General features: G+C 43.4%; 31 protein-coding genes and 2 pseudogenes. 24 read left to right on the forward strand and 9 right to left on the reverse strand.

Going from position 1 to position 26,024, the window contains the following annotated elements; all coding sequences use genetic code 11:
* Positions 1 to 142 precede the first annotated feature (142 nt).
* On the forward strand, positions 143 to 490 hold the full coding sequence (locus JGK20_RS08930) for a DUF2442 domain-containing protein (protein WP_293177243.1): 348 nt from the start codon (positions 143 to 145) through the stop codon (positions 488 to 490).
* 107 nt (positions 491 to 597) lie between these two features.
* On the opposite strand, the gene JGK20_RS08935 is transcribed toward JGK20_RS08930, so the two are convergent.
* Positions 598 to 1,296 carry a pirin family protein gene (locus JGK20_RS08935; protein WP_293205315.1) on the reverse strand — a complete coding sequence of 233 codons (699 nt, stop codon included), beginning with the start codon at positions 1,294 to 1,296 and terminating at the stop codon, positions 598 to 600.
* Positions 1,297 to 1,434: 138 nt separating this feature from the next.
* Between JGK20_RS08935 and JGK20_RS08940 the strand changes: the two genes are divergently transcribed.
* On the forward strand, positions 1,435 to 1,767 hold the full coding sequence (locus JGK20_RS08940; protein ID WP_293177247.1) for a helix-turn-helix domain-containing protein: 333 nt from the start codon (positions 1,435 to 1,437) through the stop codon (positions 1,765 to 1,767).
* 200 nt (positions 1,768 to 1,967) lie between these two features.
* Positions 1,968 to 2,366, forward strand: a complete 399-nt coding sequence (locus JGK20_RS08945) for a DUF4112 domain-containing protein (RefSeq protein WP_293190456.1) — start codon at positions 1,968 to 1,970, stop codon at positions 2,364 to 2,366.
* Between the two features lie 378 nt (positions 2,367 to 2,744).
* On the opposite strand, the gene JGK20_RS08950 is transcribed toward JGK20_RS08945, so the two are convergent.
* Positions 2,745 to 3,770 carry a low specificity L-threonine aldolase gene (locus JGK20_RS08950; RefSeq protein WP_293230124.1) on the reverse strand — a complete coding sequence of 342 codons (1,026 nt, stop codon included), beginning with the start codon at positions 3,768 to 3,770 and terminating at the stop codon, positions 2,745 to 2,747.
* A 79-nt stretch (positions 3,771 to 3,849) separates the two neighbouring features.
* On the opposite strand from JGK20_RS08950, the gene JGK20_RS08955 reads away from it, so the two are divergent.
* From JGK20_RS08955 to ilvA, 8 genes are all read left to right on the forward strand, one after another.
* A complete protein-coding gene (locus JGK20_RS08955) occupies positions 3,850 to 4,062 on the forward strand; it encodes a DUF2997 domain-containing protein (RefSeq protein WP_293177253.1) in 213 nt (70 codons plus the stop codon).
* Positions 4,063 to 4,073: 11 nt separating this feature from the next.
* The gene (locus JGK20_RS08960) at positions 4,074 to 4,856 is read left to right on the forward strand and encodes an XRE family transcriptional regulator (protein WP_293177255.1); all 783 of its coding nucleotides are present in this window, start codon (positions 4,074 to 4,076) and stop codon (positions 4,854 to 4,856) included.
* 20 nt (positions 4,857 to 4,876) lie between these two features.
* A complete protein-coding gene (locus tag JGK20_RS08965; protein WP_293230127.1) occupies positions 4,877 to 6,496 on the forward strand; it encodes an Hsp70 family protein in 1,620 nt (539 codons plus the stop codon).
* Between the two features lie 109 nt (positions 6,497 to 6,605).
* Positions 6,606 to 7,469, forward strand: a complete 864-nt coding sequence (locus JGK20_RS08970; RefSeq protein ID WP_293190452.1) for a bifunctional class I SAM-dependent methyltransferase/HIT family protein — start codon at positions 6,606 to 6,608, stop codon at positions 7,467 to 7,469.
* Between the two features lie 173 nt (positions 7,470 to 7,642).
* Positions 7,643 to 8,212, forward strand: coding sequence for a hypothetical protein (locus JGK20_RS08975; RefSeq protein ID WP_293212124.1), 570 nt, complete (start codon positions 7,643 to 7,645; stop codon positions 8,210 to 8,212).
* A gap of 228 nt (positions 8,213 to 8,440) precedes the next feature.
* The gene (locus JGK20_RS08980) at positions 8,441 to 9,613 is read left to right on the forward strand and encodes a DUF262 domain-containing protein (protein WP_293212125.1); all 1,173 of its coding nucleotides are present in this window, start codon (positions 8,441 to 8,443) and stop codon (positions 9,611 to 9,613) included.
* A gap of 6 nt (positions 9,614 to 9,619) precedes the next feature.
* Positions 9,620 to 10,681, forward strand: coding sequence for an MAE_28990/MAE_18760 family HEPN-like nuclease (locus tag JGK20_RS08985; RefSeq protein ID WP_293212127.1), 1,062 nt, complete (start codon positions 9,620 to 9,622; stop codon positions 10,679 to 10,681).
* A 66-nt stretch (positions 10,682 to 10,747) separates the two neighbouring features.
* Positions 10,748 to 12,295, forward strand: coding sequence for a threonine ammonia-lyase, biosynthetic (ilvA, locus tag JGK20_RS08990; RefSeq protein ID WP_293212142.1), 1,548 nt, complete (start codon positions 10,748 to 10,750; stop codon positions 12,293 to 12,295).
* A gap of 100 nt (positions 12,296 to 12,395) precedes the next feature.
* Here ilvA and JGK20_RS08995 read toward each other — a convergent pair whose 3' ends face one another.
* The gene (locus JGK20_RS08995) at positions 12,396 to 13,244 is read right to left on the reverse strand and encodes an Rpn family recombination-promoting nuclease/putative transposase (RefSeq protein ID WP_293190450.1); all 849 of its coding nucleotides are present in this window, start codon (positions 13,242 to 13,244) and stop codon (positions 12,396 to 12,398) included.
* A gap of 50 nt (positions 13,245 to 13,294) precedes the next feature.
* A complete protein-coding gene (locus tag JGK20_RS09000; RefSeq protein ID WP_293212129.1) occupies positions 13,295 to 13,441 on the reverse strand; it encodes a hypothetical protein in 147 nt (48 codons plus the stop codon).
* On the opposite strand from JGK20_RS09000, the pseudogene JGK20_RS09005 reads away from it, so the two are divergent.
* Together JGK20_RS09005 and JGK20_RS09010 are read left to right on the forward strand one after the other, a co-directional pair.
* Positions 13,432 to 13,848, forward strand: a pseudogene (locus tag JGK20_RS09005) (XisH family protein). The gene JGK20_RS09000 and the pseudogene JGK20_RS09005 overlap by 10 nt on opposite strands.
* Positions 13,836 to 14,171 carry a XisI protein gene (locus JGK20_RS09010; protein ID WP_293177271.1) on the forward strand — a complete coding sequence of 112 codons (336 nt, stop codon included), beginning with the start codon at positions 13,836 to 13,838 and terminating at the stop codon, positions 14,169 to 14,171. Before JGK20_RS09005 ends, JGK20_RS09010 begins: the two are co-directional and overlap by 13 nt.
* Here JGK20_RS09010 and JGK20_RS09015 read toward each other — a convergent pair.
* On the reverse strand, positions 14,168 to 14,380 hold the full coding sequence (locus tag JGK20_RS09015) for a hypothetical protein (protein WP_293190449.1): 213 nt from the start codon (positions 14,378 to 14,380) through the stop codon (positions 14,168 to 14,170). The genes JGK20_RS09010 and JGK20_RS09015 overlap by 4 nt on opposite strands.
* A 146-nt stretch (positions 14,381 to 14,526) precedes the next feature.
* Between JGK20_RS09015 and JGK20_RS09020 the strand changes: the two genes are divergently transcribed.
* Positions 14,527 to 14,826 (forward strand): hypothetical protein, encoded by a 300-nt coding sequence (locus tag JGK20_RS09020; protein WP_293190448.1) that lies wholly within the window; start codon positions 14,527 to 14,529, stop codon positions 14,824 to 14,826.
* The gene (locus JGK20_RS09025) at positions 14,826 to 15,272 is read left to right on the forward strand and encodes a PIN domain-containing protein (protein ID WP_293196856.1); all 447 of its coding nucleotides are present in this window, start codon (positions 14,826 to 14,828) and stop codon (positions 15,270 to 15,272) included. Before JGK20_RS09020 ends, JGK20_RS09025 begins: the two co-directional genes overlap by 1 nt.
* Positions 15,273 to 15,359: 87 nt before the next feature.
* On the opposite strand, the gene JGK20_RS09030 is transcribed toward JGK20_RS09025, so the two are convergent.
* Both JGK20_RS09030 and JGK20_RS09035 read right to left on the reverse strand, forming a co-directional pair.
* Positions 15,360 to 15,746: a hypothetical protein gene (locus JGK20_RS09030; protein ID WP_293212130.1), complete on the reverse strand. Its 387-nt coding sequence runs from the start codon at positions 15,744 to 15,746 to the stop codon at positions 15,360 to 15,362.
* Positions 15,747 to 15,780: 34 nt separating this feature from the next.
* Positions 15,781 to 16,665: a hypothetical protein gene (locus JGK20_RS09035; protein ID WP_293212132.1), complete on the reverse strand. Its 885-nt coding sequence runs from the start codon at positions 16,663 to 16,665 to the stop codon at positions 15,781 to 15,783.
* A 283-nt stretch (positions 16,666 to 16,948) separates the two neighbouring features.
* Here JGK20_RS09035 and JGK20_RS09040 point away from each other — a divergent pair, with 283 nt between their 5' ends.
* The 5 genes from JGK20_RS09040 to JGK20_RS09060 all read left to right on the forward strand — a co-directional run bounded on the left by JGK20_RS09040 (position 16,949) and on the right by JGK20_RS09060 (position 18,655).
* On the forward strand, positions 16,949 to 17,467 hold the full coding sequence (locus JGK20_RS09040; RefSeq protein WP_366038696.1) for a hypothetical protein: 519 nt from the start codon (positions 16,949 to 16,951) through the stop codon (positions 17,465 to 17,467).
* A gap of 276 nt (positions 17,468 to 17,743) precedes the next feature.
* Entirely contained in the window at positions 17,744 to 17,899 is a 156-nt protein-coding gene (locus JGK20_RS09045) for a type II toxin-antitoxin system HicB family antitoxin (RefSeq protein WP_293196854.1), read from the forward strand.
* Positions 17,900 to 17,922: 23 nt separating this feature from the next.
* Positions 17,923 to 18,129, forward strand: coding sequence for a hypothetical protein (locus JGK20_RS09050; RefSeq protein ID WP_293212133.1), 207 nt, complete (start codon positions 17,923 to 17,925; stop codon positions 18,127 to 18,129).
* Positions 18,129 to 18,476 carry a type II toxin-antitoxin system PemK/MazF family toxin gene (locus JGK20_RS09055; RefSeq protein ID WP_293212134.1) on the forward strand — a complete coding sequence of 116 codons (348 nt, stop codon included), beginning with the start codon at positions 18,129 to 18,131 and terminating at the stop codon, positions 18,474 to 18,476. The genes JGK20_RS09050 and JGK20_RS09055 overlap by 1 nt, the downstream gene beginning before the upstream one ends.
* Positions 18,477 to 18,478: 2 nt before the next feature.
* Positions 18,479 to 18,655 carry a hypothetical protein gene (locus tag JGK20_RS09060; protein ID WP_293212136.1) on the forward strand — a complete coding sequence of 59 codons (177 nt, stop codon included), beginning with the start codon at positions 18,479 to 18,481 and terminating at the stop codon, positions 18,653 to 18,655.
* On the opposite strand, the gene JGK20_RS09065 is transcribed toward JGK20_RS09060, so the two are convergent.
* Together JGK20_RS09065 and JGK20_RS09070 are read right to left on the reverse strand one after the other, a co-directional pair.
* Positions 18,641 to 19,327 carry a class I SAM-dependent methyltransferase gene (locus tag JGK20_RS09065; protein WP_293212138.1) on the reverse strand — a complete coding sequence of 229 codons (687 nt, stop codon included), beginning with the start codon at positions 19,325 to 19,327 and terminating at the stop codon, positions 18,641 to 18,643. The two genes, JGK20_RS09060 and JGK20_RS09065, sit on opposite strands and share 15 nt — an antisense overlap.
* A gap of 103 nt (positions 19,328 to 19,430) precedes the next feature.
* Positions 19,431 to 19,805 carry a DUF1257 domain-containing protein gene (locus JGK20_RS09070; protein ID WP_293177300.1) on the reverse strand — a complete coding sequence of 125 codons (375 nt, stop codon included), beginning with the start codon at positions 19,803 to 19,805 and terminating at the stop codon, positions 19,431 to 19,433.
* Between the two features lie 436 nt (positions 19,806 to 20,241).
* Here JGK20_RS09070 and JGK20_RS09075 point away from each other — a divergent pair, with 436 nt between their 5' ends.
* The 4 genes and pseudogenes from JGK20_RS09075 (at position 20,242) to JGK20_RS09090 (ending at position 25,902) form a co-directional block, all read left to right on the forward strand.
* Complete coding sequence (locus JGK20_RS09075; protein WP_366038704.1) at positions 20,242 to 20,967, forward strand: hypothetical protein; 726 nt, start codon at positions 20,242 to 20,244, stop codon at positions 20,965 to 20,967.
* Positions 20,892 to 21,101, forward strand: a pseudogene (locus JGK20_RS09080) (WD40 repeat domain-containing protein); the annotation flags it as partial. The gene JGK20_RS09075 and the pseudogene JGK20_RS09080, both read left to right, overlap by 76 nt.
* Before the next feature lie 771 nt (positions 21,102 to 21,872).
* Positions 21,873 to 24,251, forward strand: a complete 2,379-nt coding sequence (locus JGK20_RS09085) for a PAS domain S-box protein (protein WP_293230132.1) — start codon at positions 21,873 to 21,875, stop codon at positions 24,249 to 24,251.
* Positions 24,241 to 25,902: an EAL domain-containing protein gene (locus tag JGK20_RS09090; RefSeq protein ID WP_293207806.1), complete on the forward strand. Its 1,662-nt coding sequence runs from the start codon at positions 24,241 to 24,243 to the stop codon at positions 25,900 to 25,902. Before JGK20_RS09085 ends, JGK20_RS09090 begins: the two co-directional genes overlap by 11 nt.
* The last annotated feature ends 122 nt before the right edge of the window (positions 25,903 to 26,024 follow it).

The following is a 26,024-nucleotide window of genomic DNA, read 5'->3' on the forward strand; positions in this document are numbered from 1 at the left end:
TAGGGTGCGTCAGTTAGAGTTTTTAGTGGATAATTGAGAGTTTAAGAACTGACGCACCTTACAGCTAGCAGGTGCGTCAGTTTATGCAATTTCAAACAAGCCTCTCAACTTCGTACTGACGCACCCTACAACTTGACTTATAATGGTATATAGAAACTGGAACAAAGAGTTAACAGAGGAAAATCTCCGAGATCGAATAGCCCAAGCCAAGCAAACATGGAAAACCGCTGAGGCTATAAAGCCGCGTGCCGAATCCGTGCATTACAATCAGTCGGAAGATTTAATTGTTATCAAACTCAAAAACGGTGCTATTTTCTGTTTTCCTCCGAGGCTTGCACAAGGCTTAGAAAGTGCTTCACCAGAACAACTTGCTGATCTTTGGCTACCTCCTTCCGGTAGCAGCGTACACTGGGAAAGCTTAGATGTTGATTTTGGCATTCCCGAACTTATCGCAGGTATTTTTGGGACAAAATCTTGGATGGCTAATTAATTTCTTAGTCTCTTAGAGAGGGACTTTGTTTGTGTAGGATCGGTTTGAACCGCCGAGTGGCTCAAATCCCCGATTTTTCTAATAATTCGGGGATTTCGCCTTAAATTTTATGCGAGATCGAACAGCAAAAACTCCGCATCTTCTGCCGCTTCAATAACCAACTCAGCCTCATCACTAACCGCCGCACCGTCACCCTTTTCTAAAGTCAAACCGTTGAGCAAAACAGCACCGCGAGCAACTTGTATCCAAGCATGGCGATTTGGCTGCAAAACATGAGAAACCCGCGAGTTTTTATCCAAAACTGCTGCATACAAATCGACATCTTGATGCACTTTCACCGCACCATCTCTCGCATCTCGCGCCGCAACTAAGCGCAGTTTCCCGCGCCTTTCTGTTAGGGGAAAATCCCGTTGTTCGTAACTCGGCTCTAAGCCATTGGTATCGGGCAACAGCCAGATTTGCAGCAAATGAACTCGGTCAGTTTGCGAGGGATTGAACTCGCTGTGTTGGATGCCCGTACCTGCACTCATTCGCTGCACTTCACCGGGTTTGATTACTGCGCCAGTACCTAAACTGTCTTTGTGTTCTAACGCTCCTTCCAGTACATAGGTAATGATTTCCATGTCGCTGTGCCCGTGAGTGCCGAAACCTTTGCCGGGGTTAACGACATCCTCATTGATTACCCGCAACGACCGAAAATTCATATAATTGCGATCGTAATAATTGGCAAAAGAAAATGTGTGGTAACTGTCCAGCCAACCATGATTAGCGTGTCCTCTTGCTTCACTTTTTCTGACTGCAATCATTTTCTCAATCCTCCTTCGATTTTAGATTTTAGATTTGGCAATGACTTCGGGTATTGATCGGATGTTTTTACTTTAAACCAAGTCAAGCTATTATGGGAAGTACGCACTTAAAAGTGCGGTAGTTACCAAAAAGATACTATGCAAGCTAAAGCAGGAACTATTGAGCGCGCAAATTGCCCGGTAGAAAGAACTTTAGAGGTGATTGGCGGGCGCTGGAAAGTCTTAATTCTCCGGGAGCTATTTCAAGGAGTGAAGCGTTTTAATGAGCTGCAACGAGCTGTCAACGGCATTACTCAGAAGATGCTGACGCAGCAGTTGCGGGAGATGGAGTCAGATGGGATTGTTCATCGGGAAATTTACCTGCAAGTTCCGCCGAAAGTTGAATATTCGCTCACGCCTTTGGGCGAAAGTCTTAAACCGATTATTGATTCGATGCACGAATGGGGAATTAAGCATCTTAACTATAGTTAAGTTTATTGAAGCGTAGCTAATTCCCAATTTGCGATCGTCGCCGACTATATCATAAAATAACCCTTATAAAGTTTGTAGTGAGGACTTCAGTCCTCTCTGATTTGAAGAGGACTGAAGTCCTCACTACGAACCTGTCAGGGCGATATTTTTTCCGTCTTCCGACTGATGTCGTTTTTTCCAGCTAGTCCAACAATAATAATATGAACAAAATAGAGCGTCTTGCCACTCTCAACCGCATCCGCAAACTCAGCCGCCTGATGGATACCGCCATTGGCATACCCGGTACTAAATTTCGCATTGGTTTAGATCCCATTATCGGTTTAGTTCCCGGTGCTGGGGATATAGTAGATACTGCGTTTTCTGCTTACCTAATTTACTTAGCAACTCAATTCAATCTCCCCCCGAAAACTCTAGGCAAAATGATTTACAATATTAGTTTGGAAGCTGTTATTGGCTCAGTGCCTTTAGTCGGAGATATTTTCGATGCTTTTTATAAGTCAAACATGAGAAATCTGGCGCTTTTGGAAGCGCACCTCGAAGCAGAGGAACCCGAATTAGCAGCAGTTGCAGAACCTATTCATGAATCGATTAAACTCTAGGCGTCTACTTCACCAAAAATCCCAGCCAAAAACCGAAAATCTCAAAAACCTGCCCCACCCAGCGGTAAATTTACATCTACATTTTCTGCATCAAACCGTAGGGGCGGGTTCGCCAAAAATCTCATCCAACAAACAACAATCTCAAAAACCCGCCCCCACCCAACGATAAATCTAAATCTACATTTTTAGTATTTGATAGAAATTAACGTTGATGTGGGTTATTGGTTGTGTGGGGGCGGGTTTACCTAAATTTTTTGTGGGTATTAAAGATGTTTGTGAACCCGCCCCTACCGAATTATAAAAATCTGTAAGGGCGTATTCACAGAAAGATTTATCATCACGAAAAGGTTCAATAAACCCGCTCTTACAATTTAAAATTTATACAGAATAGCGTTTAACAGCTTCCAGGAAAGCATTAACATCTTCTTCTTTAGTATTAAAAGCTGTTACCAGTCTAATAGTAGAGTTATCCCACCGATAAAACAGAAAACCTTCAGCTAAAACCGCTGCAATTACAGATTCGGGAAGCTGCACAAAAATCTCGTTAGCTTCGACGGGATGGCAAAACTTGACTTTCTCAACTCCGGCCAAACCTTCGGCTAATTTAGCTGCCATCTTATTGGCGTGAGTCGCATTTTTTAGCCACAAATCATCCGTTATATATGCTTCCAACTGCGCCGACAAAAACCGCATCTTTGAGAACAGATGCCCGCTGCGCTTGCGGTAAAATGGGAAAGTCTTTGCTAATTCTTGATTGAAAAATACCACAGCTTCCGCAGCCATAGCGCCGTTTTTTGTCGCTCCAAATGAGAGGATATCCACACCTGCGCGCCAAGTGATATCGGCAGGAGCACAGCCCAAAATCGCCACAGCGTTAGCAAAGCGAGCTCCATCCATATGTAGGTGCAAATTGTGGTGGCGCACAACTTCCGAAATCTGGGCAATTTCCGCTGGATGGTATACTGTGCCGGCTTCTGTGGCTTGCGTGATGCTGACGGCGGCGGGCTGTACGTGGTGGACTACTCCTGCACCAGCGCGATCGACTATTTCACCTAAAGTCTCTGCCTCTATCTTAGCATGATTTCCTGTTAATGTCACTAACTTTGCACCGCCCGTAAAAAACTCCGGCGCGCCGCATTCATCCAGATTAATATGAGATTGGGCGTGACAGTAAACAGCCCCGTAAGCAGGAGTCATCACCGCCAGGGCCAAAGCATTAGCAGCAGAACCGGTGGCTACAGGAAAAACCGTCACCGATGTCTCGAACAAATCCGAGAATTTAACTTGCAAACGCTGCGTATATTCATCATCTCCGTAAGACATCGCAGCACCGCAATTAGCCGCTGCAATCGCTGCCATAATTTCCGGCGAAACCCCGGTTGCATTGTCGCTACAAAAATTCATTTGAATAATCGGTAAACAGAATCTATAATATAACTCAACAGTCAAAACTCAACCGTCAAGCATTAAACCAAGAGGAACTATGGCAGAGTACCGCCAAATAGAATACCGCATCGGCAAAGACGGCAAAATTACTGAAACCGTCCTCAACGCCACCGGTTCGAGTTGCACCGAAACCACTGCCGGAGTTGAAAAAGCCCTGGGCCAAGTAGAATCTCAAGAGTTGTTGCCAGAATACTATGAAGGCGAAGAAAATTTGACCGCCGAACAAACTCAGACTTTAAAACAAGTTTAGAAAAATTAACAATGTTCTATCTCCTCGGTGCAACAGTTGATATAACAACAGGGCCTGCCTTCGGTATCGCGCTAGCTGTCGGGGGCATTTTTCTAATTTTAGTGTACCTTTATGCTGCATCCGAGGCCGGAGATGCGATCGACTTTAAGTACGATACAATCCTCCGGGAACGCATGAATCAGCTAGATATCGTCGATTGGCAAGACTTAGGCGAAAAAGCAGGCTTAAGTCGCTTCGGGGTGCGCCTAGTGCGGCAGGGAGACGTGGGAAAACTCACGCTAGACCAACTGCGGCGGCTGGCAACTGTGCTAAATTTGAATTTCCAGGAATTCGATCGCACTTTAAGCGCACTGCCCGTATCGGCTGCAATCACCACGAATCCCAGCGAAATCGAAGAATTGAAACAGCAGTGTTTCCGGCTGCGCGAAGAATTGCAGCAACAAAAAACTCAACTAACTACCGATTTTCGCCGCGCCACCTTTGAACAGTTGCAAACTTTGTTAACCAACTATCCCAGCGCCCGCAAAATGGCAGAAGCCAAGCCGAATATGCCCGCCAAAAATCTCTCGGCTTTGTTTACCCCCCTAGAAAATCTCTTGTCAAGTTGGGATTTTGAAACAATTGGTTCAGCTTGGGAACAAGTGACTTACAATCCGCAGTTGCACCAGCCGGATGTTGAAGATATAACAGAAGGAGAGTTAGTTTATATTCGGTTTGTCGGCTATCGGGATGGAGAGCAAATTCTTGCTCCAGCTAAAGTTAGTCGCAGCCTTCCACCGGGAATAACAAATTAAATTGAAAATCTAAAATAGACATGACTACAGTTGCAATAGACTTCGGTACCAGCAACACGGTTGTTTGCATTCTCAACCCGGATACGCAAACACCAGAAACTTTGAGATTGGGCGAAATGTCCCGCATTTTTAAGACCAAAAAATCGAACCCAGATGCCCTAGAAATACCTGTAGTTCCGACTTTAGTGTTTGTGAAAAATGCGGGAGAGTTGGTATTGGGAGAAAAAGTGCGATCGCAGCGTTTAGGACAATCCCAGCCCGATCGCTTTTTCAAAGCTTTTAAACGCGACTTGGCTGCCGATTATCAGCCCCCGGCCCGCAATATAGACGGTGAAAGCTACACGCCGGAATCAGTAGCTGAACAATTTATCAGAACTATATGGAAACAATTATATCAGCAAAACATACAACCAGATAAATTAATTTTTACAGTACCAGTCGGAGCATTTGAGCGATATCTTGATTGGTTTCGCGACTTAGCAGAATCTCTCGGAGTTGAGGAAGTTCAGCTAATCGATGAATCCACCGCCGCCGCCCTGGGATATGCCGTACAACGCCCCGGTTCTCTAGTTTTAGTAGTCGATTTTGGCGGCGGGACTTTAGACTTAAGTTTAGTCCGCACTGCTGTAATCCCCTTTGCTAAGGGAGGCAGCGAGATTTCTCCCCCCCTTGGTAAGGAAGGGCTGGGGGGGGTGCGTGCCGAAGTGTTGGCAAAATCCGATGCTTATGTCGGTGGCGAAGATATTGACATTTGGATTGTTGAAGATTATTTGCGGCAAATTGGTTCGTCACGCGCAGAAGTTGGCGGCGTGGGCTGGCAAAATTTATTAGAAATAGCAGAAAAGTTAAAAATTCAAGTGTCTCAAGTTAATGAGGCGAAGGAAAGTTGGTTTGACGATGAAAATTTTATGTCTTATGACTTGCAGTTAAACCGAGATCAGCTTGAAGAAATCCTGGAATCCAGACAGTTGTTGGAACAGTTGCGGGAAGCTTTAGATGAAGTGTTGAGCATTGCGCTGGGAAAAGGTATCGGTAAAGCAGATATCGAACAGGTTTTGCTGGTAGGAGGAACTTCTATGATTCCGGCTGTATCTAATTTAGTGGTTTCCTATTTTGGGCGACAAAAAGTTAAAACAGATAAGCCTTTTGAAGCTGTAGCCCACGGCGCTTTAGCCTTGACACAATTGGCGAGTGTTGACGATTATTTGCGCCACACCTATGCAATTCGCCTCTGGGAACCTTATGCTAAAGCTTATACTTATTCGCCGATTTTTAGCAAGGAAATGAAGTATCCTTGTGAAAGTTCCGAAGAGTTGACGCTGCAAGTTGCCATTGAAGGTCAAAGGGAAATTAGGTTAGATATTGGAGAAGTTGCGGAGGTGTCGCAAGCGGAGGTTACTTTTAACGAAAAAGGGCAAATGACGAGCAGTTTGCTCAACAAACACAGCGATTTTCGTTCTTTGGAAAGCCACCACCAGGAGGTTTGTGTGGCGCATTTGAATCCGCCTGGGGTGTTGGGGATTGACAGGGTTTCGGTGAGTTTTGAGGTGGATGAGAAGCGGGTGTTGTTGGCTACGGTGCGGGATTTGGTGACTGGTAAGGTTTTGGTGGCGAAAGGGGCGATCGCCAAACTGCAATAATGATACAATTGTTATTAAGATAAGATTCGGCGATTGAAATCGCTTCTACACAAACAAAGTCCGCCTCCGCGGACTGAAGAATCTCGATTTAAATCAAATTTATGTCGCCATGAAAAAGCAACAAAATAAATTCAGCCACCTCACAGCAATTGAAAGAATTTACCTGTCATTTCCGGCAAGATTTTTATTAGAGCAAAACTTGCTTCAAGGTAAAGTTTTAGATTTTGGGTGCGGCTTCGGTAGCGATGTTAAATTGTTGCAGCAAAAAGGCTTTGATATTGCAGGTTACGACTCTTATTATTTTCCTGAATTTCCCGAACATAAATTCGACACTATCATTTGCTTTTATGTTTTAAATGTCTTGTTTCCCGAAGAACAAGCGAATGTGCTGATGGAAGTGTCGCACCTCTTGAAACCAGGAGGTAAAGCATATTTTGCCGTGAGAAGGGATATCAAAAAAGAAGGTTTTCGAGAACACTACGTCCACAAAAAACCTACCTATCAGTGCATTGTCAAACTTCCTTTTAAGTCGTCTCTCTTAAATGAGTCTTGCGAAATCTACGAATACGTGCATTACAACCATCAAAGAAATTCCACTAATAACTGCATATTCTGCAATCCGTACAAAAACTTAACTTTAGTCACAGAATCAGCGACAGCCTATGCAATATTTGACGGTTATCCCGCTAGCAAAGGTCATGTTTTAATTGTTCCAAAACGTCACACTGCAAATTATTTTGAATTGCCGTTTCGAGAGCAATCGGCTTGCTGGTTTATGGCGAATAAGGTGCAAGAGATGTTAATTAAAGATTTTCAGCCTGATGGTTTTAATGTGGGTATCAATATTAATAAAGATGCGGGTCAAAGTCGCAGTCACGCTGCGATTCATGTTATCCCCCGCTACAGGGGCGATGCGGCTGGAAATAAAGGCGGTATTAGATATGTGATTCCTCAAGTTAAAAATAAAAATTAGGAATTTGTGAAAGATTTTTTTACCGCAGAGGCGCAGAGAACGCGGAGAGAGAAGAGATGGATTTATAATTTTTGTAAGGATTGTTATATTTGAGCAAAGGGTGAGCAAAATAGAGTTAAAATGTGTTTGCCAAGTCTCAAACTACACATTAGCAGTAATTTGGTGTTCTGTTTATGTCTAAGCGCAAAAAGCAAGAATGGCTCAAGGAAACTCTAGAGCTCAAAGAAGACCACAATTGGAAGTCAAAGCCTGGAACTCGCATCTTTGTCGCTGGAAGAGGTGCAGTCCGCTTTGATGTTCCTCAAGATTGGCATTTTGAACCGGATACAAAGTCGTTCCGGTTTACGGATAAGAAACCGCCGGATGATGATTGTTGTTTGGAGGTTTCGTTTAATTTGTTACCTCCTGGTAATTGGGGAGAATTTCCGCTGGTGCCGCTATTACAGAAAATAGTTGAAGATGATACCAGAAATCCGATCGATCCTGGGGATATTATCCAATTGAAGCGGCAAACTGCTCGGGTTGTTTGGACCCAATTTAAGTTTATCGACCCTCCCGAACAGCGGGAAGCTTATTCGAGAATCTGTATCGGATTGGGTTCTAATGTTCAGTGTTTGATTACTTTTGATTACTGGGTTGATGATGCTGAACGTTTGACTCCTGTCTGGGATACGGTGATGGACTCGCTGGTTTTGGGTTTGTTTATTAGTGACCCTCGAACGGGTTTTGCACGTCCTGATTAGAGTGTTTTTTGGGAAAATTTCAACAATTAATGTTGATAAGTGTTGAATTGGTAAGCCATCGGCCAGTAAAGTTAGAACCTGCACTAAACTTTACAACCACTTTGCCATGTAAATATCTGGCTTGCCAATTCCATTTGCGATCGCTAGTTTGTGAGATTTTAGTCGAGCGGCTCATCCCGTGTCAATGCTATAATTATTAACAAGTTGTGCTTAGGGAGACTACGAAAAATGCAGCTAGCACCAGTTGAAGAACAGATGTGGGAGAGTTCGCCAGCAAACACACCCGATCGAATCTTCGATCGCGATATCCACCAGCACTACGATTTCAAAGAAACACCAATTGTTACTGAAATTAACCGCGAAAAGATTCCTCGGTTTCTCGAATCCTTAAGGCTGTCTGATTATATAGAAAGGCGATCGAGCTACCAAAGAAGAGGTCGCTGGACGGCAACGATGAAATCCAGATTGATTGAGTCATTTATCCTCAATATTCCCGTTCCTCCAATAACTTTGTACAAACAAGATTTAGCTCGTTATGAAATCTTAGATGGTCAGCAGCGAATCTCTGCTATTCAAGAGTTTTATGGGAACAAGCTCGAACTAGCAGGGCTGGAAGTTTTGCCTCAATTTAACGGAAATACCTACAAGAAACTCCCTCAAAAAATTAGGGCTACTATCGATCGACGCTCCATATCATCCGTAGCAATTCTTGCCGAATCAACCTCTAATCCTGAATCAGCTAAGTTTCTAAAACAGAAAGCCTTTGAACGTCTAAATACTGGAAGAATAGAGTTCAGCCAGCAGGAAATGAGAAATATTTTTTATGCTGGAAAATTCAATGAACTGTTGCTAAAATTAGCGCGCCATCCCATATTTGCTGAAGCTTGGGGAATTCCGACAGACGATCGCAATCCAGAATTAAAGGAAAATACCTTTTATATAAAAATGGAAGACGCTGAGTTAGTGCTGCGTTTTTTTGCTCTCAGGAATGTCGAGCATTTCCGGCTGGGGATGGAAGGATTTTTAGATTTGTACATGATGAAAAGTTTGAATTTCACTGATGTAGATCTCAATTACTTGGAAGAGCTTTTTGTTAAAACGCTCGCAATAGCTCACAAAATTTACGGAGAGCATTTATTTAAACCATTTGACCCTCAATCTCAAAATTGGTCGCCAAAGCCCGAGCGAGCATATTATGATGGAATTATGGTTGCTTTGAGCAGATATTTGCCAGATGAAGCAAAAATAATTGCTAGAAAAGAGCGGATTATTGAAAAAACAAAAAACCTGTTTAACAAACCAGAATCTCATCTTTTGATAGAAGGTGGAACAACTAAAGCAGAAATTCAGCAGCGGATCGGAATAGTTGACGAAATGCTTTCGCAAGTTATCGGAGAGTAACTTGCGATGTTTGAGGAGCTTATCCAGCAAGTTAGTGTCAAAATTTCAAGTGTTCGTGCGATAATTAAAACGAACGATCGACTGAGAAAAATTGTATTTCAACATAGTTCCAATATAGGGAATTTGAAAGAAAATCCTGAATTGGCAAAATTAATAGAAGAAATCCCTACAAAATGGGAATGGGAAATTTACGATCGATCTGCTGTGGTAACTAGATTGTATGCTATTTATGAACGCTTCGTTGAGGATTTAATTTCGGATTGGCTGCGGCTCATGCCAGATTTAGTTCCACGCTATTCAGACTTGGACGAAAAAATTCAGAATACCCATCGAGAGGGTATCGGGCGTTTGTTAATTGACCTCAAAAAAAATAGGTTCCAACACCTTTCAGTTGAGCAAGTAGTTCAAGGATTATCCTGTGGGATTACTGATAGTGGGAAATACGAGCTACTTCCTGATGCTTTCCTATTGCACGAGCAAAATTTACGCAAGGACGTGTTAGAAAAAGTCTTTAAAAATGCTGGAATTGATGAAGCATGGAAATGGGTAATCAACTACAAAGAAATCAAATATTTTTTACAGGAATTTCGCGACAATCAAAATACGGCAGAAGGAGAACTCAAACAACTGGTTGATTATCGTAATGAAGCAGCACACGGAGTAGTAGACGAGATTTTGGGAACTCAAGAACTGTTGGAATCAAGTGATTTTGTGGAGGCTTTATGTAAATCTCTAGCCGATTTAGTTACCTACAATATAATTTTAATCCAGACTAAGCAAGAAGTAGTAATGGAAATCGGACAAATTACTGAGTGGTTCAAAAAGCCACAAGCAGGTGTAGCGAAAGTTAAGGAAGTTACATTGAGTGTAGGAAAAAGTGTTTTTCTGGTTTTAGTTAACGATGAATTGTCGTACTGCTATTCTGCTAAAATTGAGAGCATTCAGCTTAACGATCTGTCTCAAAATCGTGTGGAGATAGCGTCGGAAACAGAAGTGGGATTAAAGTTCGATCGCGATGCCAGGGTTGGTTTGACTATTTATGTAACGACATCCGAGCGAGTTGACTGAATCTTTCGTAGCTGCGAAGCCCGATCGCCAATTCCCGCAAAACACTAACACAAATACACTACAATTATCCCACCATCCGGCACCTACAAACCTGCTAACCCCATGCTTTGCGATTACCTCGTACAAATCCTCACCGCCCGCGTCTACGATGTTGCTCAAGAATCCCCCCTAGAAGTAGCCCCCAATCTATCAACGCGGCTCAACAATAAACTGCTGCTGAAACGCGAAGATATGCAGTCTGTTTTCTCCTTCAAACTGCGGGGCGCGTACAACAAAATGGCGCAACTGTCGCCGGATTTGCTAGCACAAGGTGCGATCGCAGCTTCCGCCGGCAATCACGCCCAAGGAGTCGCCCTCGCCGCCCGCCACCTGGGAACTCGCGCGATTATCGTCATGCCCGTAACGACGCCGCAGGTGAAGGTAAATGCGGTGATAGCGCGCGGTGGAGAGGTGATTTTGCATGGGGATACCTACGACGATGCCTACGCTTTTGCGCGCCAATTAGAGGTCGAAAAAGGCATGACTTTTATTCACCCTTTTGACGATCCGCACGTGATTGCGGGACAGGGTACGATCGGCATGGAAATTCTGCGACAACATCAAAAACCGATTCACGCGATTTTTGTAGCAATTGGTGGCGGTGGATTGATTTCGGGAATTGCAGCTTATATCAAGCGGTTGCGCCCGGAAATTAAGATTATTGGTGTGGAACCGGTGGATTCCGACGCAATGAATCAATCGCTGAAAGCTGGGAAACGGGTGCGTTTGTCGCAGGTGGGTTTATTTGCTGACGGCGTGGCGGTGCGGGAAGTTGGCGAGGAAACTTTTCGGCTTTGTCAGGAGTATGTGGATGAGATTATTTTGGTGGATACGGATGATATTTGTGCGGCGATTAAGGATGTTTTTGAGGATACGCGATCGATCTTAGAACCTGCTGGCGCTTTGGCGATCGCAGGTGCGAAGGCTTACGTGGAACGGGAACAAGTCGCAGGAGAAACATTAATTGCGGTTGCTTGCGGCGCGAACATGAATTTCGATCGCCTGCGTTTTGTAGCAGAAAGAGCGGAGTTTGGCGAACGTCGGGAAGCGATTTTTGCAGTCACAATTCCCGAACAACCGGGAAGTCTCCGCAGGTTTTGCGAATGTTTGGGTAAGCGCAATCTAACTGAATTTAGCTATCGAATTGCGGATGAAAAAGCAGCGCATATTTTTATCGGTGTCCAGATTCAAAATCGTGCCGATGCGGTAAAAATAGCAGCGAGTTTTGAAGATTGCGGCTTTAAAACTTTGGATTTAACTGATGATGAATTAACGAAATTGCACTTGCGACATATGGTGGGTGGCCGTTCGATGCTGGCGGATCATGAGTTATTTTATCGCTTTGAATTTCCCGAACGTCCGGGTGCGTTGATGAAGTTTGTGGGTTCGATGAGTCCTAATTGGAATATCAGCGTTTTTCACTATCGGAATAACGGCGCAGATTACGGGCGAATTGTGGTGGGAATTCAGGTACCACCAGATGAGATGAAGGAGTGGCAGGCTTTTTTGGATACGCTGGGCTATCAGTATGGGGATGAGAGTCAGAATCCGGCTTATAAGTTGTTTTTGAGGTAGTTTATTATTCGGCGGTTGAAACCGCTTCTACACAAACGAAGTCCGCCTGCGCGGACTAAGAGATTGGACGGGAACAATGTCATGTCTGGTTTTCGACGCATCAAACTTCCGATCGCAAATTCTGCACATCCTGAACGCTGAGTCCGGTTATTTGGGCTATGGTTGCGTCATCTAGGCGATCGAGTAACTGCCGGGCGATCGCGAGTGTTGCTTCTTTTTTAGCTTCTTTTCGAGCTTGTTTTTCAGCATAGATTATAACTCCTTGTTGGTCATAAATAAACATTTCTTGCCGTTCGATAGCGTCCAGCTCGTCAGGATTTAAATTAACTTGATTTGCTATATCAAAGGCTTGATGAATCTCTGGAATGACATCCATTGTTTCTGGGATTTGTGTCAGCGTGTTAGCATATTTTATGAAATAAATCCATTTATCCACCAGGGTTTCTAACTGTGACAAATCTTTGGTAAATTTCGGGAGTTCGACAAACACTAGCTTCATGTTATTATCGGTATATCTCAGATTAGTCGTTTCTTCTTTGTAAACAAATCTAGAAATTACCCGATCGCTATTTTCAAACATCTCAAAATCAGTCAGTGTCAGTGCAATCACAGGTTGCAGCATTCCGTAGCCTTGTCCTTTCTGTAATTGAGAAACATAGGTTTTTGCAGCGTTGTATAAAACTCTCTTTCCGAAAAACTCTACATTTAATACCTGCATTTCAATAATGACGAGAGTACCATCGGCAAGTCGGGCTTTCACATCTAAGTAAGTATCTTTTAACCCTGTGATTTTTGGGGGCAAATTGGGATTAATAATTTCTAAGTCTTCTATGGTAGGATTGCCATCGTAAATCATGGCGTTGAGAAAGCTGATGAGTATGCCTTTGTTATCTGAAGAACCGAAGATTTTTTTGAAGGCGTAATCGGTTTTGGGGTTGATGAATGTCATGGTGGGAATCTGGAATAACGACCGCTGTGTCGATTGTATCATCGGTGCGATCAAACTTGACGGGTGCGATCGCCCGTAGGAGAAGATAATGAGCTATCCTCACTCTTGAGAGTCAGAATGGCGATCGGGCTTTTCCAGATAGATGCGATTGGAAGTACAATAAAGTTAAAAGTTACAAAAGGGAACAATGGCAGCACGCGATCGCTTTCATGAAGCCGTTAAGCTTGCCCTTCAGAAGGAAAATTGGGTGATTACCGACGATCCGCTGAGGCTAGAAACCGGTTGAGCAAAGTTTGAGATTGATTTGGGTGCAGAGCGTTTACTCGCAGCACAACGGGCAGGAGAAAAAATCGCCGTCGAAATTAAAACATTTTTGGGTGACTCCCCGATTACGGATTATCATGCGGCATTAGGACAGTTTCTGAATTATCGGCTTGCATTAGAACTTAAGGAACCCGATCGCAAGCTTTATTTAGCAGTTCCTGTTGCGGTGCACGAAGCTTTTTTTCAGCGGGAGTTTTTGCAAATTTCGGTAGAGCGGCATCAAGTTAACCGCATTGTCTACGATCCAGTGAATGAGGTGATTGTACAATGGATAAGCTAGAGCATTATCGTCAGTCGATTCAAGCATTATTGACTGAATATGTGGCAACTCCGATCTCCAATGGTGCGATCGAATCGCAAATAATTTTTGATACGCAGCGGGATCATTATCAAGTGACGAATGTTGGTTGGGATGGGCATCGGCGGGTGTATGGATGCGTGCTGCATTTAGATATTAAGGATGGCAAGATTTGGTTGCAGCAGAATACAACGGAGATGCGAGTGGCGCACGAGTTGGTGGCAATGGGTGTGGCAAAGGAGGATATTATCTTGGGATTTCAAGCAACCTATGTGCGCGAGTACACGGGCTTTGGAGTGGCTTAGCGATCGCTAAAAATAATGTCACCAGCAGCGATTTCCTGACGTACTATCTCAGCTAGACTATCCCACTGAGCGTCTGTTGTAGCTTCAAATTGAGCCTTCCACACCTGTTCGTCACTGATATCCTCTTCCGCCATTAGAATGCGGATTAACTCTCGTTTGTCGATCGCAGATAGTTGTCTAATGGTAGGGAGTAATTCTGTTAGTGTCATCGGTTGTTTTCCTACGATGCGTCTATGTTAACGGTAGCAGGTCAACGTAGTAATTGCAACTTCTAGGGGAGTTTGACAAAAAATGCCCAAAAATTGCTATAATAAAGAGTCTTAGAAACTTAACACTAAAGGCTGAGGTTAAAGTCGTGACAATAACTTCACAAGAAACGGATGTAGAGATTCAACAATTCCCTATTGTTCTGGGACAGGGAGGGGAAATTACCATTCCCCAGTTATTACAAGATGCTCTCAAGGTCGATCGGGGAGATATGCTGGTGCTACTCCAAATAGGTAATTTGATTGTGCTTGCTCCCAAACAACCTCAAGTTCCCCAACTAATCGATCGGATTGCAACGATTATGGAAAATGAAAATGTGGGTTTGACTGATTTATTGGCGGGTTTAGAAGCGGAGAGAGAGGCGATTTGGCAGGAGAAACAGTCTTGATGCGTAGGATATTTGCAGACTCCAGCGTGTTAATTGCCGGATGCGGATCGCGAACGGGAGCTAGTCGTGCTGTGCTGACAATGGCTGAAATAGGTCTTTTAAAGTTGGTTATATCTGACCAAGTTTTGAAGGAATGCGATCGGAATATACGCAAAAAAATACCTGCATCTCTGCCAATTTTTACAGAGTTGCTAGCTACTATCAACCCCGAAATTCAACCTGATCCATCCCTCGAAGAATCATCGCGGTGGGCGGCTATTATTGAAGCTAAAGATACCCCGATTTTAGCAGCGGCTGTTCTGGCAAATGTCGATCGCCTGTTGAGCTTAAATACCAAAGATTTTACGTCCGAAGTTGCTGCACAAAGCGGGTTAATGATTCAAACTCCAGCAGAATTTGTTACAGAAATCCGAGAGATTGTAGGAAAAGGTTTGTCGTCAACGTGATTCGAGGGTGATGAGCGACGAATAATAAAGGCGATCGCCCTTTGTTTTTTTGAGTAAGGGCGATCGCTCTTCGCACACCACAATCTATTATGGTTTTATCCAACCTTTAACGATCGCCTTGGTAACATTAACATAGGGATTGTCTAAGAACTCTTCGATCGCAACTTCACCTCCAGCCTGCAATGCACCAACCACGCGACGCTTGAAACTCGGGGTAGTTTCATCGTTAACGTGAGCAATTTTTTCAGGCTCTGTAGCGGTTGGATTAGTTTGTTCCAACTGCTTGACAAGTTGTTGAATCTGAGCAGCAGCTTCTGCTAGAGTATGTTTCTGTTCTGATCGTTGCACAAAAGTGTTCTTGTCGGATCTGGCATTCTCACCCAGAGCCCTATGCTGGTGATAGACATTTCCCATAACCATTCCACCGTAAACACTTCCACCGACATTACGAATTGAATTATTATTGTCAGTCATAATTTAAACTACTCCTTAATAAAAAAGAGATCTACTATTCATAGAATCTCTCTATACCACTTCTTAATAGAAGCTGATTTGGCTGCTCATTTTCATCCAATGATAGCCAAATAGGTCGGCTTATATTAGCTGCTACATAGTTATTAAATGTTTGACAATCCTCATCTTCGATTCTCAAGGATGCTTTATACTGTAAGCTGGGCTTTTTTGTGTTTTTAGTCCATCCATAAATCCTTAGCTCATAATTACCAGTTTGCACCTCAAAAGAATTATTTCCTTCAGAAATCCAATCAAATCTAATTACTTTATTTATGGAAGAAATGCCTTTTACAGCAATTGGTTGAGCTAAATTATCATTGACAAAATTCCCGACCTCTGTAATTTTGACAAATGTAGTCCACGTCATGTCATAAAATTTTTCAGTATGATTCTGTCTCCCAATAACTAAGCGAATCCGCTGAATAGTTCCGCCCTTTGGACTCCAATTGTAGAAAGTTAGCGGCAGATTGAACCCTACTCCTCTAATTGTTTGAGTATTAGTTGGAATGTCTATAAAAATAGGAAAAAATATGAGATGTCTACCAAAGCATAACTGAATATTTGCTGGTCTGAGATTCGATGTATAAGCCACAACAAGAGATATAACAAGACCAAGCATAGAAACTACTGTTGCGATTGTGGCACTCCAATCAGTTTCTTTTTTTGTTTGCTGCACAGCACTGCTATCATTGAGTGTTAAAACATTCTGTGATGGAGTAAGTGATAAGATGGGCGCTTGTTGTGTCATATAAGTACCAGAACTTGGTTTAATATCTTCTGGAACGGATATCTTATGAGATGTCTGAGCAAAAGATTGAATAGAAGTAATTAATAACAATGAAATAGTACATATTGCTAATAATATTTGATTTTTTCTCATACTTGGATTTCTATGATTGTCATGTAATACTTCAGGCTTTAGGGAATATTAAATAGATGCAAAATCATTGAACGTGAAATTTAACACGCTTAAACAGATAGTCGTAATTTATTCAATTTAGACATCATAAAATAACTCTAAACCCATCGCTCAAAATTTAAAAGCGGAAAAAAGCGGAAAAAGACGGAACTATTGTAAAGATTCTGTAAAGCTTTAAATCGGAAAAAGACGGAAAAATACGGATAAAATCGGCTATAATAACCAATGTCCTCCCACATCCCGGATGATGCGCCTTCAAGAAATACTTCAATTTATAGATGATGCTGTCTACGCCAAGACAGGCAAACATTTAAATGACTTGCAGCGCGGAATTATTGAAGGAACGCTGAAGCGTCAAAAGTATGATGACATTGCAGAAAATTGTGGTTGTTCAGCGGGTCATGCTAAGGATGTAGGTTACGAGCTTTTGCAAATGTTATCTGATGTCTTTGATGAAGAAGTTGATAAAAAAAATCTTAAATCAGTCGTAGAACGGCAAGGTGCTCTAAATATTTCTTTGGGTGCTCGAAGCTTTAATAGCAATAATAATATAATCGGCTGTGTAAACATGGGTTCCGAACAAACAATTCCTACGCCAGATGAAAGTCAGCCGGAAACTCCCGACTCGCAGGATGAAAGCAAAAATCAAACTAAGATTGAAACAATTGATAAATTACGGCAGTTTGGCTTAAGCGATGAGCAAATTGCCGAAGCGCTAGATCTACCTTTAGAGCAGGTTAAGCAGGTGGACTTGGAGGAGTAAAGGTAAGGATTCAGGTCTAAAAACTTGCGGCTCTAACGCTTGTCTGGCAAGGGTTTTAGGGGGAAATAAGGGTTTTTGTCTTTCGTGGTTGATTGTCAAGCTTAGGACGAAAAACTGTCATTTTTTGTCCTAAGCTTGAGAATAGAGATTGATTTAGCATCAAGCTCCAGATCTAAAGTCTTTGCCCAGCAAGGAGTTCAGTGACCTGAATCCTTACGAGTAAAGTTTGGTACAGTAATGAAGAGATAAGTTTTGAGAATAAATTAGGAGAATCAATTGAAAATCAAAATTATCATCCACGAAGCAGAAGAAGGCGGATTCTGGGCAGAAGTTCCTGCTATTCCTGGCTGTGCAACTGAGGGAGAAACCTTCGAGGAACTGCTGCAAAACCTTTGTGAAGCAATCGAAGGTTGCCTTGTTGAAGTAAAATAAAGTATCCCCAGATATTTTCACCTATGAACACAAAACTCATTGAATCCTTAGTACAAATCATTCAGACACTCTCTGAAGAGGAGCAATTGCTAATCAAAGCCAAACTATTTAGTAACATCGCCTATCCTTCTACTTTGGAAATAACCCAGTTAGCCCAAAGCGGTGGAGCATTTCAATTTCTGGATGATGAACCTGATATTTATACCCTTGAAGATGGAGAGCCAATTTAGTGAAGCTAAAAAAAGGAGATATTGTTTTAGCTGAATTTCCCTTTACAGATTTGAGTCAGAAAAAATTACGTCCGGCTTTAGTGCTGTGGGCAAGTTCAACCATAGATGAAATTACTATCTGCTTCATTTCTTCACAAAATGTCACTAGCCTAAGTTTAGATGAATTTGCTTTAAATGCTTTAGATCCAGAATTTGCTAGCACAGGATTAAGAGTATCTTCTAAAGTTAGAGTGACTCGGATTGTCAGCCTTGAACAGAGATTAATCGTGAGACGATTGGGCGAGTTAGGAAGTCAGCAAATGCAGCAATTGAATGCAACTATAATACAAGCATTTCAATTAGTATAGCCTTGTTGAGTCTCGCGCGCTTGCCGGAAACGATCGCAAAAATCCCTGCAATAAAAGTTTCGCCATCAATCGGTGGAGTATTTTCGGAGACGGCAACCGCAGCATCTATCTTAACTCGTACAGCATCGATCGACTGGCGATCGGTTGTTCCTGTAGAAGTGATTTCAATCGTCTGGTGACTGACAAATTAGTAGCATGGAAAGAGGAATCTTCGTCTGTGGATGTATCGGTTCCTGGAATTCGCACACTCTCCAGCCGGATTTCGATACTTGTTGAAACCAGGAACTAACTGTGCGGAAATACCAGGGCATCGGCTCTCGAAAAGCTCCGCCGAAATTGTCGAAAGTCTCGATTTTCCATCCGTCAACATAGGGCTGTGGCTGACACGCTGTGAATGGATGAACTGTCTGGATTAACAAATGTCCGTCTGAGACTGTGGCTTGGCGTAACGATCGCAATAAATCTCCAATTTCCTCGCCGAGTAGCGAAAAATTGCAGACAATCCCATCGTAGGATTGACCGAGTATCCCTGGATTGGCAATAATCTCATCGTAGCCGATCGCCCGAAAACAACCGCTGCTTTTCTCACGAGCGCGATCGATCAAACCACGGGAAGCATCAACTCCAACCACCTCTACACCGTGCTTTGCTAAGGCGCGCCCCAGCCAACCTTCACCGCATCCGACATCCAGCACTCGCCGATGCCCGTAGCGCAGCACAGCTTGTAGAATAGCCTCATCCGTTGCTGCGCGGCGACTTTCGATCGAATTTTGCTCGATCGCCCGCGTCCATGCGTCAGCATTAGCTTCCCAACTCTTTTGAATTTGTTGTTCAGGGCGATCGCATTTCATGGTAATTCTATTCTTGGTACTAAGACTTACGAAGAAATCTGATTTTGAATCCGATTCTGCGTAAGTCCTGAGTATATAAAAACGAGTTCAGAAAGAGCGATTCTTAAACCCATCTACCCACAACAACCCTCACCGTTCCATCCGCCAAAGTTTCCTCTTCTTCCACATTAAAACCCTCAGACTCCACCGCCGCCATCAAACTTTTGCGCGCGTATTTCTGACTGATTGAATTAACAAAATCCTGCTGGTTAATGCGAGCGCCCCAAAAATCCGCCACCAATTCATAATCCTCTCCGCTGCGCCGAAAACCCAAATCGTAACCGTTGGACTGCCGAATCACGTACTCGGCATTAGTTTTCTCGCCATGATAACCCCGCACCTGCACATTGCACTCTACTTGATAACCCAACTCTTCCAACACTTGATGCAGCAGTTCGCCGTTTTTGATCTGAACCTTGATCGTTGTGAAGTGTGACATATCACTTTCGGATTTTTGTGTGAAACGCTGATTTGATTATAATAACATAAATAGCAACAGTCAATAAGTTAGGACTTACGCTATTTAACCCGATATTTACGAAATATTGCGGGTTTTGCTTTTTTTGCGCCTGCAATTAAACCCGGTTTCTGGCAGCTTGGTACCCAGCGTCATGCCCTTGCCAAAATTTAAGTTTTAAATCGCTCTACCGATTGTCAACTTTCGTGTCTCGCCAGTTAATTACCAATTCCCCAATTTCCCAATCTAAAATCTAAAATCTAAAATCTAAAATGGTATGATTTCCGACAATTCTAACCAACCCAAAGAATATGATGCCGTCCTCGGCGGCCAAAGTCAAATCCCGATCGCCGCCGCCGTTTTGGGAGGCATCGCCGGAGTCAAGCAGCGCTTGCACAGTCCTAGTGTCGAGCCACGCATGGCCGCCGTTAAAGATGCTCCTAAATACGGAGACGCCGGTTTGAATTTAGCAATTGCAGCCCTGCTAGATCCCGCACCAGAAGTGCAGCGAGTTGCTTATTCAGTTTTGCGACAAAGGACAGAACCTTTTGTCCGCCAAGCTTTAACAGAATTCGTGCCTTACCAGTTGTTTGACTGCATCCGCACTGTGAAAACTGGGACAAATGTAGCGATTAGTCCCGGAGGATCTCGCACGGCGAGTTTGCACAGCAAAATAATTAGAATTTGCGATTTAGAGACAGGAGAAATACTCTATACTGTAGACAAGTATCCCCGCGCTCAAGAAACTTTTGTTCTTTGCCAAGAAACCGAAGTTTTTGTCAGGAGCAGAAATCTTCCGAAACACCGCGCGATCGAAATTTGGCAGGGAGGAGAATTGCTGCATACTTCCCTCGGACACGAAGGAGAAATTACGGCAATTGTCATCAGTCCCGACAGTCGAGTTATCGCCACGGGTTCGGCAGATACTACAATCAAAATTTGGGATTTAGAGAGCGGAAAGTTAATTTGTACTTTTGGCAGTCATTTAACTTGGGGAGCTCATAAAGGAGGAATTGCGAGTTTGGCTTTTAGCCCGATCGCACCAACTCTCGCGCTAGCAGCAGTTCTGATGGTACCATTAAAATCTGGAACCTCGGCAGCCGAGAATGCTCCCAAACAATTAAAGGTTATGCCAATTGTCTAGCTTTCAGTCGAGACGGGCAGACTTTGGCTGCTGGCGGCTGGGACAGAAACATTCAACTGCGCCAGCTATCGCATCCGGATAGTCCAATAACTTTGGCAGGGCATTTTAACTCGATAAATGCGATCGTCTTTTAGACAAAACTATCAAATCTTGGGGAATTAATTGAAGGCAGAAGGAATAAGAAATAACGCAGAAGTCAGAAGGAAGGGCAATATCAAATCCGCCCTTCATCGTCCTGTATTCATCTCTCTTATCTCCCTCTGTGTTCTCTGTGTTCTCTGCGGTTAAATAATTCCGATGCAACCGGAAACGATATAACATCTCTGGGAACAGTAAAAACCGTTTGTTACTCTTCCCAGAGCGTCCCGGCACACCAAAGCTGATATACATATAGCGAGTGTCCCGCACACCAAAACACCGTGTAAAAGCAAAACACAGATGTGGCCCTTGGAAAAAGCAAGAGGAAATGACGAAGAGGGAAGGGGCAATCGACAATCGACGGCATGGGGCAAGTGCAATGCGAGAACTTCCTAACCGTCGGGCCCGGTGGTTATATTTCAAAATTCGCGATTTCCGATTCCTAGGTGCGTAAATATACGCAAGCAAATATAATAACTTTATAATTCTAGGTCTTGTGCAAGCCGAGGATTGCGAAACTTCTTTTTGCACTACTACACATACTTAGGGTAAAAGTATCGATTCGCAACCATTATTCAGCTTGTTGTCAATTTCTGAATAGTCGCCACACAACCGGGCAAGCCACGATTTATGAATCCTTGACACTAGCTTGAAATTATCGAATCTTCCTCAGATGAGTATCGCAACGAACTGTAATATTTGATTGAAAAAGTTTATGCTTAAAAGATAGGCAGGGGTTAAATATAACAGTGCTTCCCTGAGTAACCATGTCACACTGCAACCAATCCATCTATGCTTCCAGCAATGCCACAGAAATCTGCGGTACTACTGCCAGTTGGCAGGAAAAAGCCGATCGACTAACGGTAGAATTAAGCAACACGCGCGATCGGCTTCAGGCAGAAATCGATCGCCTGAAACAAGACAACCAAACCCTGCACGCCGCTGTCAGTTGTGCTCCAATTTTCCTGTGGGCAACCGACAAAGACGGCAGGTTAACCCTTGCAGCAGGCAAAGGATTGGAAAATTTGGGGCTCGAACCGGGTGAGGCTGTCGGAGAGTCGATTTTTGCAGTTTACAGCCAGCCAGATATCTTAGAAAATATTGCCCAGGTACTAGCAGGAAACGATCGCACTTGGAATGCCCAACAGGGGCATTTTATTCACGAAATTCGATCGGCACCGCTGCAAGACGCAAACGGCGAAGTTGTCGGGGCTGTCGGTGTTTCTACTGATATTACCGAGCGCGAGCGAGCCATGACAACTCTCTCTCTTTCAAATCAAGAATTAGAAGACAAACTTACTCTGCAAACGGCAGTCTCGAATGCAGCACTGGCCGAAAGCGAAAAAAAGTACCGCAACCTCGTAGAAACCTCCCAAGAGTTGATTTGGTCGATCGACATTCAAGGCATCTTGACTTTTGTCAATTCCGCCGCCAAAAGGATCTACGGTTACGAACCCCTAGAAATGATCGGTCGTCGCTTTGCAGATTTTTTGATTAAAGAAGAAAAAGCCAGACAAATAGAAATATTTGCCCAACTCTTAGCAAGAACCAGCCTTCAGCCACAAACCCCTAATTTGCCTTACGAAATAGTACACATCCGCAAAGACGGTACCGCCGTCCACCTGCGCGTCAACAGCATCGTCAACCAAGCTGAAAACGGCGCTATTTTAGGCCTGTGCGGAACGGCGACAGATATTAGCGATCGCAAGCGCTCCGAAGAAGCACTCCAAGAAGCTACAGACCAACTTCGCGCCGTCTTGGATGCCGTACCCGGACTGATTTCTTGGGTCAGTTCAGATTTGCGGTATATTGGAGTCAACCAGCACTTAGCAACCTCGTTCAAACGATCTCCTGAAAGTTTTGTCGGGGAAGAAATCAACTTTCTCGACAAAGGCTCAACTTTTGGACAACTGATCCGAAACTTTTTTCACAGTTCATGTCAGCAAACCTCCCAAGAAATAGATATAGAAATTAACGGCTTAGCCTGCAATTATTTAATAGTAGCTCAAAAATATCATCAAGGAACCGCAGCAGTTTCCGTAGGAATAGACATTACCGAGCGCAAGCGCGCCGAAGCTCAAAAAAGCCAATTAATCGTTTCTTTGCAAGAGTCTGAATGCAAATTTCGGAGCCTTTACGAAGCCACCAGCGACGCAGTAATGCTGATCGAAGAAGACAATTTTTTTGACTGCAACCTCGCCACCCTAGCAATTTTTGGTTGCAGCAATCAAGAACAGTTTTACGGCAAGAAACCTAGCGAATTCTCCCCGGAATTTCAGCCTAACGGACAAGACTCGTGCAGTCTAGCAACACAAAAAATATCCGCAGCAATGCAAACAGGTAGCTGTCGCTTTGACTGGGTGCACAAACGGCTAGACGATTCAGAATTTCCCGCAGAAGTGCTGTTAAATGCAATGGAAATTAACGGTAGAAAAATAATTCAAGCAGTAGTGCGGGACATTACAGATCGCAAGCGCGACGAAGATCGCATCAAAGCATCCCTCGCAGAAAAAGAAGTCCTCCTCAAGGAAATTCACCATCGCGTCAAAAACAACCTTCAAGTTATTTCGAGTTTGCTCAAACTTCAGTCCCGCTACATCCAAGACAGTCGCGTTAGTGAAATGTTAAAAGAAAGTCAAAACCGAGTCAGATCGATGGCCATGGTGCACGAACAATTGTATCAATCCAAAGACTTGTCAAACATTGATTTTGCTGAATACATCCAAAATCTTGCCCACAATTTATTCCAAGCTTATGAAATTGATACAGAAGGCGTGAAGTTGCAAACAAATATTGCGCCGTGTTCTATGAATATTGATACGGCAGTTCCTTGCGGGTTAATTATCAACGAGCTTGTGACAAACTCGCTCAAGTATGCTTTTACAGGACAAACTCAAGGTAAAATAAAAATAGATTTTACTTTAGATAATAACCGGGTTTGCGTGCTAGCTGTGAGCGACAGTGGAATTGGTTTCCCTCCAGACTTAGATTATCGAAATGCCCGAACATTGGGTTTGCGACTGGTCGGGTCTTTGGTCAAGCAAATTCGGGGTAAAATAGAACTGTTAGAAACGGCTGGCACGAATTTTAAAATAACATTTTCCAAGCAAAATAGCACTTTAAGGAGACAACTTAATGTCAAATAAAAAAATTCTGATAGTTGAGGACGAAAGCATCATTGCGGAAGACATTTCCGACAGTTTAATATCTAGAGGGTATAGCATAACAGGTATTGTGTATTCCGGAGAAGAAGCGATTGAATCCGCAGCCGAATTCAGACCAGATTTAGTTTTGATGGATGTTAACCTCCAAGGAGAAATCGACGGAATTACAGCAGCAGAAGAAATTCGATCGCGCTTTCAGATTCCGGTAGTTTATTTGACAGCTTATGCGGACGAAAACACTTTACGGCGCGTCAATGCAACGAAACCTTTCGGCTATATTGTGAAACCATTTGAAGAAAAAAACTTGCACACAACTATTCAAATAGCTCTCCACCGACATCAGCATGACTGCTTGACAAACTTGCCAAATCGTTCGCTGTTACGAGAGCAGCTAAATCTGCTATTAGACAAGCAAAAAGAATTGCCCGAAATGATTCCCGTTGTCATTCTTAGTTTAGATAGAATTAACCGGATTAACAGTACCTTGGGGCACGATATCGGCGACTACGTACTTTGCAAAGTTGCTGAGCGGTTGAGCAACTGCACGGAGAAGATTAATATTGTGGCTCGTTTGGAATCTGCCGAATTTGCAATTGTTCTCGAACCAGTTGCCGAAAAACAGGATGCTGCCAAGATTGCTCGAAACATTTTAGATATTGTAGCCCAAGCTATGATTGTCAAAGGCTCGGAACTCTATGTCACGGCAAGTATGGGCATTTCTTTGTCTCCTGGCGACGGCAACGATGGAGAAGAACTGCTAAAAAATGCTTATACAGCTATGTACAATTCTCAGGAAAAAGGTGGCAACAAGTATCAGTTTTATACGGCAAAAGTTGCGAATAATTATATCAATAAATTTACTCAAGAGACTTGCCTGCGTAATGCTTTAAAACGCTCGGAATTTGAAGTTTACTATGAGCCACAAATAGAAATTAAAACCGGAAAAATTATTGGTGCTGAAGCTTTGGTGCGCTGGAACCATCCAAAAAGGGGCAGAGTTTCCCCTGCGGAATTTATTCCCATGGCTGAAGAGATGGGCTTGATTGCACCGCTGGGCGAATGGGTGTTAGAGACGGCTTGCAGGCAAACTAAAGCTTGGCAAACAGAGGGTTTGCCTCCGCTGCGGGTAGCAGTCAACGTATCAGCCCGCCAGTTCGATCGCAAAAATTTGACCGAGAGAGTCAGCCAGATATTAAGAGAAACTCATCTAGATCCTAAATGTCTGGAATTAGAATTGACGGAAGGTTTAGTTTTGCAAGATGAAGCGGCAGCAGCTCAAGCTTTTACTGTGTGGAGAGATATGGGGATTAGGATAGCAATTGATGATTTTGGCACGGGATATTCTTCTTTGAGTTATCCGAAACGCTTGCCGTTTGATGCGCTCAAAATTGATAAGAGTTTTATTCGCGATATTGCTGACGATCGCCAAAATGCTGCGATTACAATAGCGATTATTCAAATGGCGCACTCCATGAATATGACTGTGATTGCTGAGGGGGTAGAAAATCAGCGGGAACTTTCTTTTTTGTGTGCACACGATTGCGACGAAATTCAAGGTCATTTTTTCAGTCAGGCTTTGCCAAAGGCTGAGTTTGAAGTGCTGCTCAAAAGCGATAAGTGCTGGAATTTTTAGGCATTGGGAATTGGGCATGGGGCATGGGGGATTGTTCAACAGTTGACAGTTGACAGTTGACTGTTGACTGTTGACTGTTTGATAGCGATCTTTACCTTTAAGTCCGAGGATTGGAGTAATGA

It is taken from the genome of Microcoleus sp. PH2017_05_CCC_O_A (assembly GCF_020738785.1).
GTDB lineage: Bacteria > Cyanobacteriota > Cyanobacteriia > Cyanobacteriales > Microcoleaceae > Microcoleus.

What these genes read in the sequence shown, in the direction of transcription:
- JGK20_RS08960 (WP_293177255.1), top strand. Translation starts at nt 4,074, where the DNA reads ATGTTCTATCTCCTCGGTGCAACAGTTGATATAACAACAGGGCCTGCC.
- JGK20_RS09035 (WP_293212132.1), bottom strand. Translation starts at nt 16,665, where the DNA reads ATGAGAAAAAATCAAATATTATTAGCAATATGTACTATTTCATTGTTA.
- JGK20_RS09015 (WP_293190449.1), bottom strand. Translation starts at nt 14,380, where the DNA reads ATGACACTAACAGAATTACTCCCTACCATTAGACAACTATCTGCGATC.
- JGK20_RS08985 (WP_293212127.1), top strand. Translation starts at nt 9,620, where the DNA reads ATGTTTGAGGAGCTTATCCAGCAAGTTAGTGTCAAAATTTCAAGTGTT.
- JGK20_RS09010 (WP_293177271.1), top strand. Translation starts at nt 13,836, where the DNA reads ATGGATAAGCTAGAGCATTATCGTCAGTCGATTCAAGCATTATTGACT.
- JGK20_RS08970 (WP_293190452.1), top strand. Translation starts at nt 6,606, where the DNA reads ATGAAAAAGCAACAAAATAAATTCAGCCACCTCACAGCAATTGAAAGA.
- JGK20_RS09065 (WP_293212138.1), bottom strand. Translation starts at nt 19,327, where the DNA reads ATGAAATGCGATCGCCCTGAACAACAAATTCAAAAGAGTTGGGAAGCT.
- JGK20_RS08940 (WP_293177247.1), top strand. Translation starts at nt 1,435, where the DNA reads ATGCAAGCTAAAGCAGGAACTATTGAGCGCGCAAATTGCCCGGTAGAA.
- JGK20_RS08945 (WP_293190456.1), top strand. Translation starts at nt 1,968, where the DNA reads ATGAACAAAATAGAGCGTCTTGCCACTCTCAACCGCATCCGCAAACTC.
- JGK20_RS08930 (WP_293177243.1), top strand. Translation starts at nt 143, where the DNA reads ATGGTATATAGAAACTGGAACAAAGAGTTAACAGAGGAAAATCTCCGA.
- JGK20_RS09040 (WP_366038696.1), top strand. Translation starts at nt 16,949, where the DNA reads ATGATGCGCCTTCAAGAAATACTTCAATTTATAGATGATGCTGTCTAC.
- JGK20_RS09030 (WP_293212130.1), bottom strand. Translation starts at nt 15,746, where the DNA reads ATGACTGACAATAATAATTCAATTCGTAATGTCGGTGGAAGTGTTTAC.
- JGK20_RS09075 (WP_366038704.1), top strand. Translation starts at nt 20,242, where the DNA reads ATGGCCGCCGTTAAAGATGCTCCTAAATACGGAGACGCCGGTTTGAAT.
- JGK20_RS08935 (WP_293205315.1), bottom strand. Translation starts at nt 1,296, where the DNA reads ATGATTGCAGTCAGAAAAAGTGAAGCAAGAGGACACGCTAATCATGGT.
- JGK20_RS09070 (WP_293177300.1), bottom strand. Translation starts at nt 19,805, where the DNA reads ATGTCACACTTCACAACGATCAAGGTTCAGATCAAAAACGGCGAACTG.
- JGK20_RS08965 (WP_293230127.1), top strand. Translation starts at nt 4,877, where the DNA reads ATGACTACAGTTGCAATAGACTTCGGTACCAGCAACACGGTTGTTTGC.
- JGK20_RS08980 (WP_293212125.1), top strand. Translation starts at nt 8,441, where the DNA reads ATGCAGCTAGCACCAGTTGAAGAACAGATGTGGGAGAGTTCGCCAGCA.
- JGK20_RS09085 (WP_293230132.1), top strand. Translation starts at nt 21,873, where the DNA reads ATGTCACACTGCAACCAATCCATCTATGCTTCCAGCAATGCCACAGAA.
- JGK20_RS09050 (WP_293212133.1), top strand. Translation starts at nt 17,923, where the DNA reads ATGAACACAAAACTCATTGAATCCTTAGTACAAATCATTCAGACACTC.
- JGK20_RS08950 (WP_293230124.1), bottom strand. Translation starts at nt 3,770, where the DNA reads ATGAATTTTTGTAGCGACAATGCAACCGGGGTTTCGCCGGAAATTATG.
- JGK20_RS08995 (WP_293190450.1), bottom strand. Translation starts at nt 13,244, where the DNA reads ATGACATTCATCAACCCCAAAACCGATTACGCCTTCAAAAAAATCTTC.
- JGK20_RS08975 (WP_293212124.1), top strand. Translation starts at nt 7,643, where the DNA reads ATGTCTAAGCGCAAAAAGCAAGAATGGCTCAAGGAAACTCTAGAGCTC.
- JGK20_RS09090 (WP_293207806.1), top strand. Translation starts at nt 24,241, where the DNA reads ATGTCAAATAAAAAAATTCTGATAGTTGAGGACGAAAGCATCATTGCG.
- JGK20_RS09025 (WP_293196856.1), top strand. Translation starts at nt 14,826, where the DNA reads ATGCGTAGGATATTTGCAGACTCCAGCGTGTTAATTGCCGGATGCGGA.
- JGK20_RS08955 (WP_293177253.1), top strand. Translation starts at nt 3,850, where the DNA reads ATGGCAGAGTACCGCCAAATAGAATACCGCATCGGCAAAGACGGCAAA.